Below are 16873 nucleotides of genomic sequence, written 5' to 3' on the forward strand. Positions count from 1 at the left end.
ATTCTTTACTTTTTCCCGTACTCTCCGTAAGATCCATATCCACCGTATGAACCATACTCAGCAGCTTTAATGTTAAATTTATTGAGCACCACTCCTAAGAAAGGTGTGCCTGTTTGTTCTAATTGGTCCTTGGCCTTTTGGACAGCCTTGCGTCCATTGGCGCCAGATTCCGTGATCAAGACAGTTCCATCACAGCGTTGGGCGATAATGGCCGCATCGATCACGACCCCGATTGGAGGCGTGTCGACAATGATGTAGTCAAAATGCTCACGCAGGGCATCCATCATCACGGTGAAGTTCTTGCTTTGCAAGAGACCCGTTGGGTTTGGCGCTACCTGTCCAGACTCGATGATATCCAAGTTTGGAAAATCAGTCGCATACAAGATGTGGTCCAATTGGCTACGACCAGATAAAAAGTCGGTCAAACCTTGGATCTTGGTACGGCTACGGAAAATCCCTGTCATGACAGAGTTTCGGATATCACAGTCGACCAAAAGTGTCTTGTAACCCGCACGCGCAAAGGCAACGGCCAAGTTGGTTGAAGTGGTTGATTTCCCTTCATTTTCTTGAACAGATGAGATGGCGATGACTTTTAAGTCTACCCCACTCAATTGGATATTCGTCGCCAGGGCATTAAAGTACTCTTCGGCCTTCCGAACTTCTTGCAATTTGTTTTTTGAAATTTCTAACGTATTCATGCGATCCCCAGTCTACAGTTTCTTAATATCTGGCACAATACCAAGCAAGGTTAAGCCCATCAACTCTTCGATATCTTCTGGTCTCTTGACACGATCGTCCAAGACTTCTACTACGACCATGAGAACCACCATCAAACCAGCTCCAGCAATAAAGCCAAGAAGGACATTGCGTCGGATATTTGGTGAAGAAGGTGATTGAGGCACTTCTGCTTCATCCAAAGTCGTAACATCTGACACCTTGGTCACAGAGATGATCTTTTCAGCTGCTACATTTCGAAGGCCATTGGCAATACGAGCTGCTTCTTTTGGATCTCCGTCCTTAGCCGTGATCGAAAGGATACGAGTATCTGTCGGAACAGACACACTGATCTTTTTCGACAACTCACCAGGTGTCATATCGAGTTTCAATTCTTCGATAGCTTGGCTCAAGACATTTTGAGAAAGAATGATCTCACGGTAGTCCTTAACCAAGTAAGAACCAGCCTGCAAATCAGAGTTTGTCAAGGCATTGTTGTCTTGGTTTTGACGACTGACCACATAGATCCGGCTAGTACTTTGGTATTCTTTCTTGGCTAAAAAGGCACTGTAGCCAAATGCTGCAATGGCAAAGACAAGAGCGACCAAAACGATCGAAAACTTGCGTTTCCATAGGGTCTTCAGCATAGCGAAAACATCAATTTCCACTGCTTGATTTTCTTGATTGTTCATTTCCTAATTACTCCTTCATGTGGATCTCTCCACCTGTTTCCTGGTTAGATTAATTCATCCGCTAACAAGAGTTCTTGATTGCTGACAAAGAGAGCTTGTGCTCGTTGTTCTCCGTATTCTTCCTTGATCAAGCGATAGGCTTCTGCCATATAAGGCGGTCGTTTATCCACATTGTGCATATCACTGGCCACAAAGTGTACCAAGTCTTTTTCTAAGAAGTACCGAGCTCGTTTTTTCAGTTGTTTTTGCTCATCCCCAAAGAGGCGAGGCTTGAGAACACTGGAACTATTGATCTGCATGTAGCAGCCCATGTCAATCATCTCTTGCACGCGCTCCTCATTTTTCTCCAAGCACTTGTAGCGCTCGATATGGGCCACCACCGGTGTCACACCTAGATGGAGCAAACGGTCCAAGGCCGTATGGATCTCCTTATAAGGTGTTCCCATGCTGAATTCAATCAGCGCAAAGCGCGTCTCTGCCAAACGTGGAATGATCTTTTCTTCCAGTTTTTTCAAGACATCATTGGTAAAGTAGATCTCTGCCCCGTAATGAATCGTCAAATCTGGCGCGACCTCTGCCGCAATTTTTTTCACTTCTTGAAAATTTTCAGAAATCTTTTCTTCGGGAGTTTCAAACATCCCCTTGCGACGATGAGAAGTGGAGATAATGGTCCGTACCCCTTGGCGATAGCTTTCTTCCAATAAGGCACGCGTATCTTCTCTTGTCTTTGGTCCATCATCCACATCAAAGACGATGTGCGAGTGGATATCAATCATTTTTCTTTTCCTTCCATTACTTTTTGAATGGTTTCCTTGGCCTTGGTTAAGCTAGCTTGATCCAACTCCATGACATAGAGGTTGTAACCAGGCATAGCATAAGACGGCAAGTCATTTCGTCCTTGACCAGTAATCGCTTGAGAAGTCACCTCATAAGAACCACCCGTTTCTAACTGGGTATTGATCAAGTTCATCATAGTCGGCAACTGCATATTGGTTTGGACAGAATCTTGGAGGTTTCCGATAATCTCATTGTAGTTGCTTAAGACCTTGGTAGAGGTCAACTTTTTGATAATGGCCGCAATGACTTTTTCTTGGTTTTTCCCACGGTCATTGTCGCCACCTTGGAGAGAGTAGCGTTCTCGGACAAAACCGAGGGCTTGCTCTGAATTCAAATGAACCTTTCCAACTGGGAAATGGAACTTGCCATGAAGACTCGTGAATTCTTGGTCATTTTCCACATCGATTCCCCCTAGAAGGTCAATCAACTTGAGGAAGGAGGTGAAATTGAGACGAACATAATAGTTGAGCTTAATATCATAGAGATTCTCAAGAGTATGGATCGAAGCATCCACTCCGTAGATCCCCGCGTGGGTCAACTTATCATTTTGGTTGTTACCACCATCTGCAATCGGTACATAGGCATCCCGTGGTGTCGTTGTCAATAGGACTTGCTTGGTCTTCCGATTGACGGTCATGATGATATTGACATCTGAACGAGAAACCGAGGTTACCGGCCCATAGGTATCGATCCCGCTGACATAGATGTTAAAGACATCCGCATTGGCAGATACCTTGCTCGTCGCTGCCACTTCTTTTCGGATCTTGTAGGAATAGATTTTCTTCAACTTCTTTGCATAGTCGGCATCTTCAGCAGCGATAGTATCTTCAAAGGTACTGTTGAGCACCATGGCAGAAGCGTTACCCTCTTGCAAGCTCTTATAGGCATCTAGATAAGTCGGTGCATCCACTACAGAAATTTCCTGACCCTTGGTCTTTTTGATGTTGTCCAAGAGGGCAGTGAGATTGGCTTCGTTATTGTTGCCCTTTGGTGCCACCACTTCCTTGATTTCTTTGATATCTTTGATATCACTGTCTTTCTTGACATAGACAGCCATCTCAAACTCTGTATAGTTAGAGTGGCCATTGACATTACTGGTCAGATTCAGCAGCTGTTGACTAGCAAACAAAACTCCTGAACTAGCCAATAAGCCGACAAGAAGCAGGACCAAAGTTGTCTTTTTGGCCTGATTTTTGATCACAAACCAAGCTGACAAGAGCAAGAGAAGAGCTAGTAGTGCAATCACGAGAACATTGACATAGCGAAAAGCCAAGATGTTATTGGCCAACATGGTATAGGTCGCCCAACTCACGGTCATAAGCAAAAAAATAAGCAATACGGAATTAACGATTCGCAATTGCCCCCACTTATGCTCTGAACGACGACTCCGTCTCCTTTGTGACATAAATACCTCCAATTAGTCCTAATCATATTTATTGTAACATATTTTTAGCAAAAAATGCATTAATTATCACTTTTTTGTCCGTTATGGACATTTGGGAAGTAAGCGCTTTCTAAAATAAGCAAAATCCCTTGTATACTTATGCAGAGAATCCAAAAAAACCGGGTGAAACACCCGGTTTTTGAAGATCCTACAAAAGATCATCCCGCTTGACTTGCTCAAAACTTTCCTTGCCATCATTGAGCTTGTCCCAGATGACAACCTTTCCTTCTTTCAATGATTTTTGAACATCAATAATCCGCTGGTTGGAAGACCCACGAAACTGCAACATGAGGTTGCGTTTGCTCTTATCATACCGTCCATCGACCAAGATATCAATCAGCGACAAGAGCTCCAGTTTATCAGGCGTTTCTAACATCATTTCTTCCCAAGTGTAGCCCGTCCATGACCAGATATCTTTTTCCGGCAATTCTTTCCGAATACGTTTTACAAGGGGTAAAAGAATACCTGTATTAAGAAATGGCTCTCCTCCTAGCAAGGTTAAGCCTTGGACATAGGGTTGGGCCAGATCTTCCATGATCTGCTCTTCTAACTCTTGGGTATAGGGAATGCCTGCATTGAAAGACCAGGTCGCTACATTGTAACAACCCTCACAGTGAAACATGCACCCGGCCACATAAAGGGAATTGCGCACCCCTTCGCCATCGACAAAGTTAAAAGCCTTGTAATCAATGATGCGCCCTTGACTCAGTTCCTCACTCTTCCATTCGCCTGGTTTTGGTGTATTCCATGTCATCCTTCTACTCCACCTCTATCCAATACCGCTCCGTTCCATTTCGAACATCTTCAAATTGACCGCCATTGGCTAAGATAACCGCTCGGCTGGCCGGATTGTCCGTGCTACAAGTCACCAGAGCACGATGGATGTTCTTTTCTTTAGCTACTTGCAGACCTTGACGGAGAGCCTCCTTGGCATAACCCTTGCCTCTTTCAGAAGGGCGGATGGAATAACCGATATGACCAGCATAATTCAGCAATCCCTCATTTAGTCTCAGCCGTAGATTCAAAAAACCTAAAGCATGACCTGATTCATCAAACAATACGAACTGAATTGATGGAACGCGATTTTCAGGCAAATTTATTCCCATTTCTTTATTAAGGTTAGTTTCTAGCCACTCCTCATAATCAAAGTTCTCAGCATCCCAAAAGCCGCCGTCGTGCGCTGATCGGGTCTCTTCGAACTCTGCCATCATGTTTAAAATAGTTTCTTTATCTGCTAAAGTCGGTCTGCGTAATTCCATCATTCCCTCCCCATAAGAGAAAAGCGAGAGCGAACTCTCACTTTTTCTTATTCTTATTTAAAAATTGTTCTCTCAGGCTGGCTACTTGGTCTTTTTTATTGATTCCACCCTTTGAATGCTTCTCGTGGAATCGTTGAACCTGAGCCTTACCCTTATCATCTAATTGGTATTTTCCCATAATATCCTTTTCTAATCTGTCACTTGGTGCCCAGCTGATTTGATAGTAGATCCATTCATGTGTTTGACCCGCGCAGCGATTTCCTTATGACGGCCATTGACCATGGGACGAGCTTGCGGGTTTCCTAGATAACCACAGGTCCGTTTGACCACATCAACCGTTTTCGGATCGCTATTGCCACAGTTTGGACAAGCAAATCCGCGCTCAGTCGGCGTGAAATCTCCTTCAAAATCACACTTGTAACAACGGTCAATCGGCGTATTGGTTCCGAGATAACCGACCCGATCATAGGCATAATCCCAAACCGCCTCAAGGGCTTTTGGATTTTGTTGGAGCACAGGGTATTCACAATAGTGGATAAAGCCACCAGAAGCTCCAGCTTCAGGATAAACTTTTTCAAAATCCAACTTCTCAAATGGCGTTGGGTTCTTACGAACATCGTAGTGGAAACTATTGGTGTAGTATTCCTTGTCTGTGATATCCCGAACCTTACCAAATTTCTCCGTATCTAGGCGACAGAAGCGGTCTGTCAAGCTTTCTGACGGAGTCGAATAGATAGAGAAGTGGTAATCATACTGGTCAGACCATTCTTCCACGCGAGCTTTCATATCCTTGATGATATCGATCGTGAATTGTTTGGCTTCTGGATTGTGTTCCCAATTTGGACCATAAAAGACGGTTGCGACTTCATAGAGTCCGATATAGCCAAGAGAAACGGTTGCTCTGCGATGACGGAAGAGCTGATCTACCTGGTCATATTTGCCCAAGCGTTTCCCGAAAGCCCCATATTGGTAGAGAATCGGCGCATTGGCTGGTGTTGCTTCTTTGGTGCGTTCCACCCGGTAAACCAAGGCATCTTCAGCGATGTTCATCCGTTCATTAAAGATTTGCCAGAACTTCTCCTTGTCTCCTCCCGATTCCAAGGCAATCCGAGGTAAATTGACTGTCACAACCCCTAGATTCATCCGGCCAGAATTAACTTCCACACCATTTTCATCCTTCCAACCTTGAAGGAAAGAACGACATCCCATCGGCACCTTGAAAGAGCCTGTCAACTCGACAATCTTGTCATAAGACAAAACGTCTGGATACATACGCTTCGTTGCACATTCCAAGGCCAATTGCTTGATATCATAGTTAGGGGTTCCAGGTTCTAGGTTGAGCCCCCGCTTGAGGGTAAAGATCAGTTTTGGAAAGATCGCTGTCCGATGTTCCGATCCAAGTCCCTTGATTCTGATTTCCAAAATCGCCTTTTGGATTTCCCGCTCGAAGCGATTGGTTCCAAGACCAAAACCAAGCGAAGTGAAAGGAGTTTGCCCGTTTGAAGTAAAGAGGGTATTGATCTCATATTCTAGCGATTGCATGGCATCATAGATGTCTTTTTGAGTCTTACTCCAAGCATAGTCCTCTTGCTTTTCAGGAAGTACCCACTCTTTGGCATCCGCTAAATGTTTTTGGTAGTTCTTTTCTGCATAAGGGGCCAAGACTTCATCGATCCGGTCTGCTGAGCAACCGCCATACTGACTAGAGGCCACATTGGCAATAATCTGCGAGATTTGTGCCGTTGCAGTTTGGATAGACTTAGGACTTTCTACTTCTGCATTCCCGATCTTAAAGCCATTTCTGAGCATGCCTTCAAAATCGATCAAACAACAGTTGGTCATCGGTGTATAAGGGCTATAGTCCAAATCATGGTAGTGGATGTCCCCTTTTTGGTGGGCATTGGCTACGTGTTTAGGCAACATTTTAAGACCAATAGACTTACCAACGATCCCTGCCGTCAAGTCCCGTTGCGTGTTAAAGACATCACTGTCCTTATTGGCGTTTTCATTGACGACGGCTTGGTCCTTATTGAGGAGTTTGCCAATCGTAAAGTTGATATCCGTCGCTTTTGAGCGCTCAAAATCCCGCTGGGTGCGATAAGTAATGTAGCTCTCTGCAATCGCATATTCATTAGCTTGAAGCAATTCATGCTCGACGACATTTTGAATCTCATAGATTTTCACGCCATTTGGAAAACGTTCCAAAATCTCTGCGATCACACGATCGACAATGGCTTCTAGTTTGGCTTCCATCACGGGAGTGAGAGAAGTCACTTCTTCTGTCGCCTTCAACAAGGCTTTATAAATTTTTTCAACATCGAATGGAACACGACGGCCATCTCGTTTTTCAACAAAAATATCCGGGGCCATTCTCAGTTTTTCTTCTCTCAAGGTGATCATACCAAACATGCCTCTCTTCATTTATTTACATACAAGTTGTATTATACCACTCCAAAAATAAAAATCAATATCTTGTGGAAAATTTTATAAAAAACTTTCTAAAGCACAAGATATTGATTTTCTTAAGAGCGTTGATAGAGTTTGAAATGACGGTATTTCTTCTCAACGAGATGATAATTTTCTTTGAGCAAGTCCTTCATATTGGAGGTCAATTCTACCTGATTGTTGACCACAATATACTTGGGTTCAGACCGATCGATTTGTTGGATCACATTGGTCCGATTTTCATTAATTCCCAGATAAGACGTTGGGGTCAATAAGGCAGAAGCTGCCAAACGATCGCTTTCTTGATAGAGAGTAGCTGTCGTATCCCAAGCATAGATGGTATCTTGCGACTTGGTGTGATGTTTAATGTAGCTGGCAATAGCGCTCCGTTCACTCGATTGACCAGACTGAAGCACGACATCTTGAACCACTGGATTCGCCAACAGATAGACAAGGGCTACTAGCGGTAAGAAAACTTGGCTCGTAAAGTAAGCGGCCCAAACTTCCTTGTTTTTCTTCTTCCGACCACGACGTTCGATCCCATCGTTTTCTTCCCCATCTCGTGAGAACCAGATCGCAAACAAAGGAAGAACAAATGGCAACATCGGTAACAATTGGTAAGCGCCTTGTTCAGGAAGACCAATCGACACAATGAGGACCACCAAGCTACCTGCCCATCCCATAAAGCGGAAGATCCGGCGAGCACTGCTATTTTGCTTCGTAAAAGACATCAAAAAGGCAGAGACTAGGCCAAAGGCCAGCGCCAACAGTCCATAATAAATGGCATTACTGAAGGTCTGTCCATTGCTAAAATTCAAGGCATTAAAGACATAGGTTACTTGGTTAATGGCATAGCCAAAAGTCTGATTCAAAACGGTGATATAGCCAATTGGATAAAAGACGAGTGAAAAACCAAGGAGAGCTGCTAGCAGTTGATAAAAGCCACGCGCCCATCTCTTCTGCTTGATGTTAAAGGCTGTTAATCCAAGGAAGGCCAACAAATAAAACAAGGCACTGGTCATCGGATCAATCAAGAAAGCCACAGCTGCAATCGCACCATAAAGGATAAAGCCTTCATCCTTACGATGCCCAATCAAATAAGCCAAAATGAAATTCATGCTGGCAAATAGGATTGGAAGACTAAAGAGAGTCACATAAGTTCCTCCAAAACCAAGGCCTAGCACCAAGAAATAAAAGAGTAACTGGACATTCTTCGCTGTATCTTTATCAGACACCAGCAAGCGCACAACCCGATAGAGATAGGTACCCGCAAAGAAGAGGGCAATCGCTTGGAGGATCATCAAGATCCAATGTCCACCAGCTAAACTTCCCAACCAGTTGATTGCATAATAGAGCAGACCATTGGTTCCGTAAAAATCACCAAACGGTACTTGCCCCTTGGTCATTGCCCAGCCAGCATACAAGTTTTGCGATTGTTGATTGGTTGCAAAACGGGTTAAAAATGGCACCCCGACATGCAGCAAACTAATCAAGAGACTCAACACAAAAGGAATCGCTAGGGGGACTGGACGCATAGCTTGACGACGGATCGGCTCAACTGCCACATCTGCTTCTAGCTCTTCCGTATTCTCTTCTACCTTCGATGCTTCCGCTTTTGCCGCTTCAACTCCCGCCTTACGCGAACGACGACTCATCCGACTGAGCGGTTGCTCCGCTTCCTGTTCCAATTCTTGTGTAGGTTCTGCTATTGCTTCTGGCTTGGCATCACTAATTTCCTCTGATGCCTCCATTGCAACCGGCTCCTCCAAGACTTCTGCCTGCTGGCTATGAGTCGGCTCTTCTTCACGAAAGACTGATTTATCTAGCACTTCGCGAATTTCACGTGTATCCTGAAAACTGTCTCCCACGTGAAGCCCTAACTTTTTCGAAGTCATTTCTTGCTCTTTTTCGCTCATTCTTTTTCCTTTTCTTCGCTATTCCTCTGCTCTTTCCTTTTAGAAAAAAGCCCATTATCTTCTCTAGTATACCAAATTCTGCCGACCCTGTCAGCCTCTTGCCACATAGTCCTATGGAAAAAGAGTCAGATCTCTCAGCTTCTGACTCTTTCTTCTGTATTCCCACACCTATTACAACATCGGTGCGAACAATTGCATAATTTCCTTGATTAAGCTTTGGTGCCATGTAAAGCGGAAGGTATCTTCCGTGATTTCTTGGGATACTTCAAAGATGTGGTCAAAATCCGCCCGAATCTCTTTCAGAGCAGGCGTCCGATACATCCAGACAGCATTTTCATAGTGATGGACTAAACTGCGGTAATCAAAGTTAATCGACCCTACAACCGCCATTTCATCATCGGCAAGAACTTGCTTGCTATGGACAAAACCAGGCGTGTACTCATAGATTTTCACACCAGCATCCATCAGATCCAAGTAAGCCCCACGCGTAACAATTTGGATCAATTTTTTATCCGGAATATGCGGGGTCACGATGCGAACATCCACCCCACGAAGGGCTGCATTGCGGATATCCTCTGTCAAATCATAATCGATGATCAAGTAAGGAGTCGTGATATAGACGTAATCTGTCGACTGGTTGATCATATTTTGATAGACCGTCTTTCCAACCTGCGACTTGTAAATCGGTTTAGGACCGCTTCCATAGGGAATGTATAATCCTTCACCTTCGACCGCCTTGTTTTCAATATGGTAACGGTCAAAATCTTCTATTTCTCCACGGTTGATGTACCAGTTCATGAGAAAAAGTCGGGTCAAGGCCTTAACAGCTCGTCCATCTAAACGGATGGCACTGTCCTTCCAGTGACCAAACCGCTCAATGTGATTGATGTACTCGTCTGCCAGATTGACCCCACCCGTATAGCCGATCTGCCCATCAATGACCAGAATCTTTCGGTGGTCTCGGTTATTATAAGCCACCGTTAAGCGGGGAATCACCTTGTTAAACTTATGGGCATCAATCCCCATCTTTCTCAATCGTTTGGTATAGTTTCCAGCCAAGGTTGCCATACAGCCGATATCGTCATAAAGGAGTTTGACTTCGACCCCCTCTTTCACTTTCTGCTCTAAAATTTCTAGGATACTGTTCCACATCAAACCCTCATCAATGATGTAAAACTCGATGAAGATAAATTTTTTCGCCGCTCTCAGATCCTCTAGTAGTTGCTCATACATCTCCTCCCCTAGAGGGTAAAAGGTTGATGCCGTCCCATTGTAGAGATCCGCATTGTGGTCCATGGATAAAATCGACTTGACCAAGCCATAAACCGCCTTGCTTTCTTGCTTGAGCTCCTTACGCAACTGATGACTATTGTCCTCTCGAAACTTCATGGACTCCATATTTTTCAGCTGGATCATTTCCTTTTTGGACAAACGTCGCTCTCCAAACATGAGGTATAAAAGCGATCCAAAGACAGGAATGACGGCAATCAAGAGCCAGGTCACCTTATTTTCAGGCGGGGTATTTCGATTAACAATAGCTAAGATTGTCGACACATATAAGAGCCCAATGACTGCAACAGATAGCCAATGAGGGAACCATCTATTGAGCCAGAAGAAGGCCGCAAAGGATGCCCATAGTTCAAAGCCCATAAACAAAATACTAAATCCATATTTGGACATTAATAGACGTAATTTTCGAAAGGTCACAGCATCCTCCTTTTTTCTTTCTACTAGTATACCAATTCTTTTTACCCGTTGCAACGACCAACCAAGCCCCTTCTAGACAAACAAAAAGAGAGTGGGACAAAAGTCCTAGCCTCTCAATTATTTTTGGATTGTCGAGCAAGACGCAGTGGTTGAGTGGGCTCTACTACGCTGATTTCGTCAGCTTTTTCAGCCCTACTCAACTTTGCGGAGGTAGGACGACGAAATCGAATTCTAACGAATTACCGATTTCTGTCCCACTCTCTCTTGTCTCGTCCCTTATTGCTTGGTCAGGACAATAATCCCTTGATCATCCTCTGCTTGTTCCAAGTCTTCTAGCGACAACTGATTTCCTTCGATCCGATAGCGATAAGGCTCATCTCCGATACGCATGGATTGATTGACCGGATCAATACTAACCTCTTTGCCCTCTTCTTCTCCATCAGCATCTTGCACCGTAAACGTGCCTTTTCGACCCGTCACCACCAAGAGGATCGTATTTTCCTCGTCCTGTCCACGATAACTGCCATCTATGGACACCCCTTCTTTCTGTTCTTCACTCGCTGACGTCACAGTCTGTGATGAAGCAGACGTCTGTTTGCTCGAAGTCTGTGTCGCTTTTTCTTGCTGGCTACAAGCAGTCAGGAAAAGAGCTACCGCCAAGGTCAGTATAGACATGATTTTTTTCATTAAGATCGACTCCTTTCGCCATAACCGTATACTATCTACCACCAGTATACGCCAAGAAAGTCTTTAGGTCAATTGTTTACCCCTCTAATAAAAATGCCCTTACTTCTGCAATAAAATACAAGGAACCTGTCACAAATAAAACCTCATCTGGATGGCTCTGATCCATAAACTCTTTGATATAGGCCTTGTAGTCAGCCACATAAGGCAGGTCTTGTCGATCACCCTGCGCCACCACTTCACCGTAATGAAAGGTCGTCAAAATCAATTCAGCTTCTGGCAATCCCGCTTGAAGCGTTTGGAGCATCCCACTATAATCTTTTCGTTTGAGAGCACCGAATAAAATCTTCACGCGCTTTCCTGCTAAGCTATTGGCAAACTCGATCAAGCGCAACATAGCATGAGGATTATGAGCGCCATCCAGATACACCTGGTCGCCAAATAACTCTAGACGGCCCGGCCACCTTGTCTCTTGCAAGGCGTGTTTGACCTGCTCCATATCCACTTCTTGATCTAGGCCCTCCATATAGAGGAAAAAGGCCTCCAAAGCTACTGCAGCATTTTCCCGTTGGTAATCACCCTTCAAACCCAGAGACGGCAAGACAAGTTCCACGTTTTCATTCCAAAAACGATCCTGCTCTAAGCCAAAATCGTTCTGGAAGGCGTAGAGATCCACATCCAATTGCTTCGCTTTTTCTTGACAAACAGTTATAGCATCATCCGACAAGGGACCCACAACAGCTTTCTTGCCCTTCTTAAAGATCCCTGCCTTTTGCTGGGCGATTTCCGCAACAGTCCCTCCCAGTGTTTCTTGGTGATCCAGGCCAACCGAAGTGATCACTGCGATCTCTCCTGTCACTACATTGGTGGTATCTAGAAGCCCACCGATACCAACTTCCAATAAGACCACGTCCACAGCTTGTTCCTTAAAATACAAGAGGGCCATGAGGCAGATAATCTCAAAATAAGAGAGTTGGTCCTGGGTTTGAAGCAAGGTCTGCTCCATTTGTTGGACTTCTTGGCCAATCCGAGTAAAATCTTCATCTGAAATCGGCTGATCCCCAATACAAATCCGATCATGGATACTGATCATATGAGGAGAAGTAAAGGTTCCAACCTTCTTTCCGTGAGCCATCAATAATTGACGCAAAAAGGCGATTGTGGATCCCTTCCCATTGGTTCCTGTCACATGAAGGATCGGATAAGCCTTATCCGGCCTCTCTAAAAGGCTCACTGCCTGCTCCATACGATCCAGTCCCGATCGAAAATTCAGACCGATCCGACTATTCATCCATTGCTCAATCTTATTCACATCTTCCTCCTAAAAGAAAAAAGCGACAAAACCTCTTCTGACGTTTGCGCTCCTTTCTTTTGTGGTTATTTCTTTCTCATTTTTACAGCAAGTCCATCGGACTTCCTGCTTTTTCTTGTTTCTTGAAGCAGGGCTAAAAACATCCACAGGGCTTACCAACGCTTCCCAGTTTCTTGGAGTTGGGCTGATACAGTCTACCAGACTTACCAGCTCTCTCGTATTTCAAGGAGCTGGGCTAAAAACGTCCCCCGGACTTACCAACTCTTTCTAATTTCTTGGAGTTGGGGTAAAAACATGCACTGGATGTTTTTACTCCTCCATAAAGCTGTTGAAGACTTCTTCGATCATATCCCATTCTGCATCTGAGTCTTCTGGGATTGGTTGAAGGTCGCCTTCTGTTCCGTCTTCGTTTTCTGTAAATGAATAAGCTTGGATTTCAACTTCGCCGTTTTCATCTTCTTCTGCATTTGCAGGGATCAAAAGGACATAGTTCTTTCCAAATTCTTCTTTGCCATCAATGGTCAAAAGAATTTCAAACAAGGTTTCATTTCCTTGTTCGTCCACCAATGTGATTAATTCACGTTCTTCATGGTCGTGGTTATGATCATGTGCCATACTATTCTTCCTCGTTTTCTTTCTAAAAATTGCGATCTAAATAATTTTGTAAAATAAGCTGCGCCGCTAACTTATCAATGACTTTTTTGCGTTTGCTACGGCTAATATCTGCTTGCTCAATCAACATCCGCTCTGCAGCAACTGTTGTCAACCGTTCATCTTGGTAGTCGACTGGCAACCCAAACTTTTCAGCAATCATGGCGCCATAAGCCTGACTGGCTTCCACACGCGGTCCGCTGGTGTTGTTCATGTTTTTCGGCAAGCCCACAACAAAACGGTCCACCTTGTATTGAGCCACTAATTCAGCTAAGCGCTCCAAACCGAATTCTTTTTTATCTTCATCGATTTGGATGATTTCAAGACCCTGAGCTGTAAAGCCGAGAGGATCACTCACAGCAACCCCAACGGTCTTTGAGCCAACATCCAATCCCATAATTCTCATTAGAGGTCTATTCCTTGCCCTTTCAAATAATAACGTACCAATTCTTCCACGATCTCATCTCGTTCATATTTACGAATTTGGTTCCGTGCATTATTATAACGAGGTACATAGGCAGGATCACCACTGAGTACGTATCCTACGATTTGATTAATTGGATTGTAGCCTTTTTCATCCAGTGACAAGTAAACATCTTTCAAGGTCTCGCTAATTTCCTTACGATTTGAATCATCAAGATTAAAACGTACTGTTTCATCTGTAAATCCCACAAGAACACCCTCTTTCCTTAGAATATTACTATTATACCATAATTAAGAGTTTTCCACAACGGCCAAGCCCTTGATTTTACGGCTTTTTCAAGCATTTTTGAGCTATTTTAGCTAAACTGTTTTTTATTTTTGCTCACTTGCTCCAGCATTGATAAGATTATCCGCAAATTGACTCGGTGTCAGCTTCAACAACTCTGGTAAGTGATTGTTTTTGAAGTAAGTCATGCCTTCGGCCTTCTTCACATCCATCGCTTCAAAATCATAGGTAATGGTTACCTTGTATTCATTCTCATTTTCCAAGGTTAAATCAGCTGTGAAACCTGGCACTGTCAAAGCTTCCTTAAAGGCATCGTCCTTGTTAAAGGATTCTCTCAATTGCTTTTGCGCTTCCTCTATTCCAACCTGTTGGATCCCTTTTTTCAACTCCTCATCGGTTGCCGTCACATTGATGGTCTCCAATTTTTTAAAGGTGTTCCCCACATAGGTGACAATTTGCGTCTGTTGTGTCCCCTTATCATCTTTTGGAAAGACAAAGGTTCTAGTGATGACCTTATTTTCTTCAGCTTTTTGCAGAATACTCTTATTATCCTTTTGTAGCTGCTCTGCTTTTGCTTGGATTGCCTTTTGCTCACTTGAATTTGGCGTTTTCGCTTGTTTTTTTTGACCGCATCCAGTCAAACACAATACAAGCGCACCCAATAAGAAGATTTTCCTTTTCATTTTCCATTCCTTACTAGTTATTGTTTTCTAAAATATTGTATCATAGATTTCGTAAAATGGCGCAGTAAACTTCTTTTCATTCCGTTTTTTAACAAGAAAAAATCAGAAACAATTGTTTCTGATTTTCATTCGCTTTAAAGAGCTGCACGCATCCGCGCTTCTGCATTTTCTACATTTCGAACTGATCGTGGCAAGAAGGCACGAATATCGTCTTCTTTGTAGCCCACTTGGAGACGTTTGTCATCTACCAAGATCGGACTTTTAAGAATACGAGGTGTTTCCATGATGATGTCAATGACTTCATTGACACTCAAGTCTTCGATGTCCACTCCTAGATTTTTAGCGTATCGATTTTTTGAAGAGACAATACTTGCCACTCCATTTTCAGTCTTTGTAAGGATATCCAATAATTCTTCTTTGGTGATCCCTTCCTTACCGAGGTTTTGTTCTTTATAAGTTAGCTGGTGAGCGTTGAGCCAAGTCTTTGCTTTTTTACAGCTGGTGCAACTTGACACTGTATAAATTTTAATCATGCATGCACTCCTTTCGCTACACGATAATACTATCGTATTAAATTATAACACAAAAACCATCAGTCTAGCGACCTATTTTGAAAAAAATTAATCTTCAATTTCAATCGCGTCATCTAAATCTAGAGTTACTTCTTCTACGACAGGAGCTGCTTCTTCAGTTTTATCAAGGGTTTTCACTGCTTCGTCTTCTTCGATCAAACCAAAATGAACCCGAACCTTGTGGTCGATTTCGTCAAAAATTTCTGGGTGGTCAGCCAAGAATTTCTTAGCATTTTCAGATCCTTGACCAATTTTTTCGCCATTATAGGAGTACCACGCACCCGCTTTTTGGATGATATCCAAATCTGTTGCAATCTTCACCAATTCACCTGTACGTGAAATTCCTTCCCCGTACATGATTTCGACCATGGCTTCTTTGAACGGTGGAGCTACCTTGTTCTTCACAACCTTGATCTTGGTTTCCTTACCAACGTTGGTATCTTTTTGGTCCCCAGTCCCCTTGATTTGAGTGTTTCCACGGACATCTAAACGAACCGAAGCATAGAATTTCAGGGCACGACCACCAGGTGTGGTTTCAGGGTTCCCAAACATGACCCCAACTTTTTCACGCAATTGGTTGATAAAGATAGCAATGGTCTTGGTCTTATTGATCGAAGCTCCAAGCTTACGCATCGCTTGGCTCATCATCCGAGCTTGCAAACCAACGTGGCTATCCCCGATATCTCCATCGATTTCCGCACGAGGTACCAAGGCTGCAACAGAGTCGACAACCACCAAATCTACCGCACCAGAGTCGATCAATTTACCAGCAATTTCAAGTCCTTGTTCCCCTGAGTCTGGTTGAGACAAGAGAAGTTCGTCGATATTGACCCCAAGAGCTGCTGCATAAGATGGATCCAAGGCATGCTCCGCATCGATAAAGGCAGCAATGCCTCCTTCTTTCTGTGCTTGCGCTACTGCATGGAGGGCAACGGTTGTTTTACCAGATGATTCTGGACCATAGATTTCGATGATCCGACCTTTTGGATAACCACCAGCACCCAAGGCAATATCAAGCGCCAAGGAACCAGAGCTCATGACTTGTACTTTTTGCTCTGCACGTTCACCCAAACGCATGATCGATCCCTTACCAAAGTCTTTTTCGATCAATTTCAGGGCATCATTGAGCGCTTTTTCACGCTCATCTCCAAATTTCTTAGAGATATCATCTAATTTTTTCTGTTTTTTCGCCATTCTTTTCTCCTATTTTTTACTATACAGGAAATGCATGCAACTCACTGACGTTTT

18 protein-coding genes are annotated in these 16873 nt (G+C 43.8%); all 18 read right to left on the bottom strand.

Annotated elements, in window-relative coordinates:
* Positions 1-5: 5 nt before the first annotated feature.
* Positions 6-698, bottom strand: a complete 693-nt coding sequence (locus tag TZ97_RS08220) for a tyrosine-protein kinase (RefSeq protein ID WP_045760014.1) — start codon at positions 696-698, stop codon at positions 6-8.
* A 12-nt stretch (positions 699-710) separates the two neighbouring features.
* Entirely contained in the window at positions 711-1406 is a 696-nt protein-coding gene (locus TZ97_RS08225; RefSeq protein WP_045760015.1) for a Wzz/FepE/Etk N-terminal domain-containing protein, read from the bottom strand.
* 44 nt (positions 1407-1450) lie between these two features.
* Positions 1451-2182: a capsular polysaccharide biosynthesis protein Cps4B gene (gene cps4B, locus TZ97_RS08230; protein WP_045760016.1), complete on the bottom strand. Its 732-nt coding sequence runs from the start codon at positions 2180-2182 to the stop codon at positions 1451-1453.
* Positions 2179-3648 (bottom strand): LCP family glycopolymer transferase CpsA, encoded by a 1470-nt coding sequence (gene cpsA / locus TZ97_RS08235; RefSeq protein ID WP_045760017.1) that lies wholly within the window; start codon positions 3646-3648, stop codon positions 2179-2181. The genes cps4B and cpsA overlap by 4 nt, the downstream gene beginning before the upstream one ends.
* 187 nt (positions 3649-3835) lie before the next feature.
* Positions 3836-4441: an anaerobic ribonucleoside-triphosphate reductase activating protein gene (nrdG, locus tag TZ97_RS08240; RefSeq protein WP_045760018.1), complete on the bottom strand. Its 606-nt coding sequence runs from the start codon at positions 4439-4441 to the stop codon at positions 3836-3838.
* Positions 4442-4445: 4 nt separating this feature from the next.
* Positions 4446-4946, bottom strand: a complete 501-nt coding sequence (locus tag TZ97_RS08245) for a GNAT family N-acetyltransferase (protein ID WP_045760019.1) — start codon at positions 4944-4946, stop codon at positions 4446-4448.
* A 37-nt stretch (positions 4947-4983) separates the two neighbouring features.
* Positions 4984-5124: a hypothetical protein gene (locus tag TZ97_RS10845; protein WP_148130199.1), complete on the bottom strand. Its 141-nt coding sequence runs from the start codon at positions 5122-5124 to the stop codon at positions 4984-4986.
* Positions 5125-5135: 11 nt separating this feature from the next.
* On the bottom strand, positions 5136-7346 hold the full coding sequence (gene nrdD / locus TZ97_RS08250) for an anaerobic ribonucleoside-triphosphate reductase (protein ID WP_045760231.1): 2211 nt from the start codon (positions 7344-7346) through the stop codon (positions 5136-5138).
* A 122-nt stretch (positions 7347-7468) separates the two neighbouring features.
* Positions 7469-9307: an MFS transporter gene (locus TZ97_RS08255; protein WP_045760020.1), complete on the bottom strand. Its 1839-nt coding sequence runs from the start codon at positions 9305-9307 to the stop codon at positions 7469-7471.
* Between the two features lie 171 nt (positions 9308-9478).
* On the bottom strand, positions 9479-11014 hold the full coding sequence (gene cls, locus TZ97_RS08260; RefSeq protein WP_021154090.1) for a cardiolipin synthase: 1536 nt from the start codon (positions 11012-11014) through the stop codon (positions 9479-9481).
* Between the two features lie 276 nt (positions 11015-11290).
* Complete coding sequence (locus TZ97_RS08265; RefSeq protein ID WP_045760021.1) at positions 11291-11701, bottom strand: SP_0198 family lipoprotein; 411 nt, start codon at positions 11699-11701, stop codon at positions 11291-11293.
* A 76-nt stretch (positions 11702-11777) separates the two neighbouring features.
* Positions 11778-13010, bottom strand: a complete 1233-nt coding sequence (locus TZ97_RS08270) for a bifunctional folylpolyglutamate synthase/dihydrofolate synthase (RefSeq protein WP_045760022.1) — start codon at positions 13008-13010, stop codon at positions 11778-11780.
* Positions 13011-13319: 309 nt separating this feature from the next.
* Positions 13320-13625, bottom strand: a complete 306-nt coding sequence (locus TZ97_RS08275; protein WP_003001941.1) for a DUF1292 domain-containing protein — start codon at positions 13623-13625, stop codon at positions 13320-13322.
* 22 nt (positions 13626-13647) lie between these two features.
* Positions 13648-14067, bottom strand: coding sequence for a Holliday junction resolvase RuvX (ruvX, locus tag TZ97_RS08280; RefSeq protein WP_023919889.1), 420 nt, complete (start codon positions 14065-14067; stop codon positions 13648-13650).
* A complete protein-coding gene (locus TZ97_RS08285; RefSeq protein WP_003002070.1) occupies positions 14067-14333 on the bottom strand; it encodes an IreB family regulatory phosphoprotein in 267 nt (88 codons plus the stop codon). Before TZ97_RS08285 ends, ruvX begins: the two co-directional genes overlap by 1 nt.
* Positions 14334-14456: 123 nt before the next feature.
* The gene (locus tag TZ97_RS08290) at positions 14457-15053 is read right to left on the bottom strand and encodes an SP0191 family lipoprotein (RefSeq protein WP_045760023.1); all 597 of its coding nucleotides are present in this window, start codon (positions 15051-15053) and stop codon (positions 14457-14459) included.
* Between the two features lie 134 nt (positions 15054-15187).
* The gene (gene spx / locus TZ97_RS08295) at positions 15188-15586 is read right to left on the bottom strand and encodes a transcriptional regulator Spx (protein ID WP_003009108.1); all 399 of its coding nucleotides are present in this window, start codon (positions 15584-15586) and stop codon (positions 15188-15190) included.
* Between the two features lie 87 nt (positions 15587-15673).
* Entirely contained in the window at positions 15674-16819 is a 1146-nt protein-coding gene (gene recA, locus TZ97_RS08300) for a recombinase RecA (RefSeq protein WP_003002082.1), read from the bottom strand.
* Positions 16820-16873: the final 54 nt, after the last annotated feature.

This window comes from Streptococcus parasanguinis (genome assembly GCF_000963275.1).
GTDB classification, from domain to species: Bacteria; Bacillota; Bacilli; order Lactobacillales; family Streptococcaceae; genus Streptococcus; species Streptococcus parasanguinis_B.

Excerpts from the sequence above, each read along its gene's own strand:
- TZ97_RS08220 (WP_045760014.1), bottom strand. The coding sequence starts at position 698 with ATGAATACGTTAGAAATTTCAAAAAACAAATTGCAAGAAGTTCGGAAG.
- TZ97_RS08225 (WP_045760015.1), bottom strand. The coding sequence starts at position 1,406 with ATGAACAATCAAGAAAATCAAGCAGTGGAAATTGATGTTTTCGCTATG.
- cps4B (WP_045760016.1), bottom strand. The coding sequence starts at position 2,182 with ATGATTGATATCCACTCGCACATCGTCTTTGATGTGGATGATGGACCA.
- cpsA (WP_045760017.1), bottom strand. The coding sequence starts at position 3,648 with ATGTCACAAAGGAGACGGAGTCGTCGTTCAGAGCATAAGTGGGGGCAA.
- nrdG (WP_045760018.1), bottom strand. The coding sequence starts at position 4,441 with ATGACATGGAATACACCAAAACCAGGCGAATGGAAGAGTGAGGAACTG.
- TZ97_RS08245 (WP_045760019.1), bottom strand. The coding sequence starts at position 4,946 with ATGGAATTACGCAGACCGACTTTAGCAGATAAAGAAACTATTTTAAAC.
- TZ97_RS10845 (WP_148130199.1), bottom strand. The coding sequence starts at position 5,124 with ATGGGAAAATACCAATTAGATGATAAGGGTAAGGCTCAGGTTCAACGA.
- nrdD (WP_045760231.1), bottom strand. The coding sequence starts at position 7,346 with ATGATCACCTTGAGAGAAGAAAAACTGAGAATGGCCCCGGATATTTTT.
- TZ97_RS08255 (WP_045760020.1), bottom strand. The coding sequence starts at position 9,307 with ATGAGCGAAAAAGAGCAAGAAATGACTTCGAAAAAGTTAGGGCTTCAC.
- TZ97_RS08265 (WP_045760021.1), bottom strand. The coding sequence starts at position 11,701 with ATGAAAAAAATCATGTCTATACTGACCTTGGCGGTAGCTCTTTTCCTG.
- TZ97_RS08275 (WP_003001941.1), bottom strand. The coding sequence starts at position 13,625 with ATGGCACATGATCATAACCACGACCATGAAGAACGTGAATTAATCACA.
- ruvX (WP_023919889.1), bottom strand. The coding sequence starts at position 14,067 with ATGAGAATTATGGGATTGGATGTTGGCTCAAAGACCGTTGGGGTTGCT.
- TZ97_RS08290 (WP_045760023.1), bottom strand. The coding sequence starts at position 15,053 with ATGAAAAGGAAAATCTTCTTATTGGGTGCGCTTGTATTGTGTTTGACT.
- spx (WP_003009108.1), bottom strand. The coding sequence starts at position 15,586 with ATGATTAAAATTTATACAGTGTCAAGTTGCACCAGCTGTAAAAAAGCA.
- recA (WP_003002082.1), bottom strand. The coding sequence starts at position 16,819 with ATGGCGAAAAAACAGAAAAAATTAGATGATATCTCTAAGAAATTTGGA.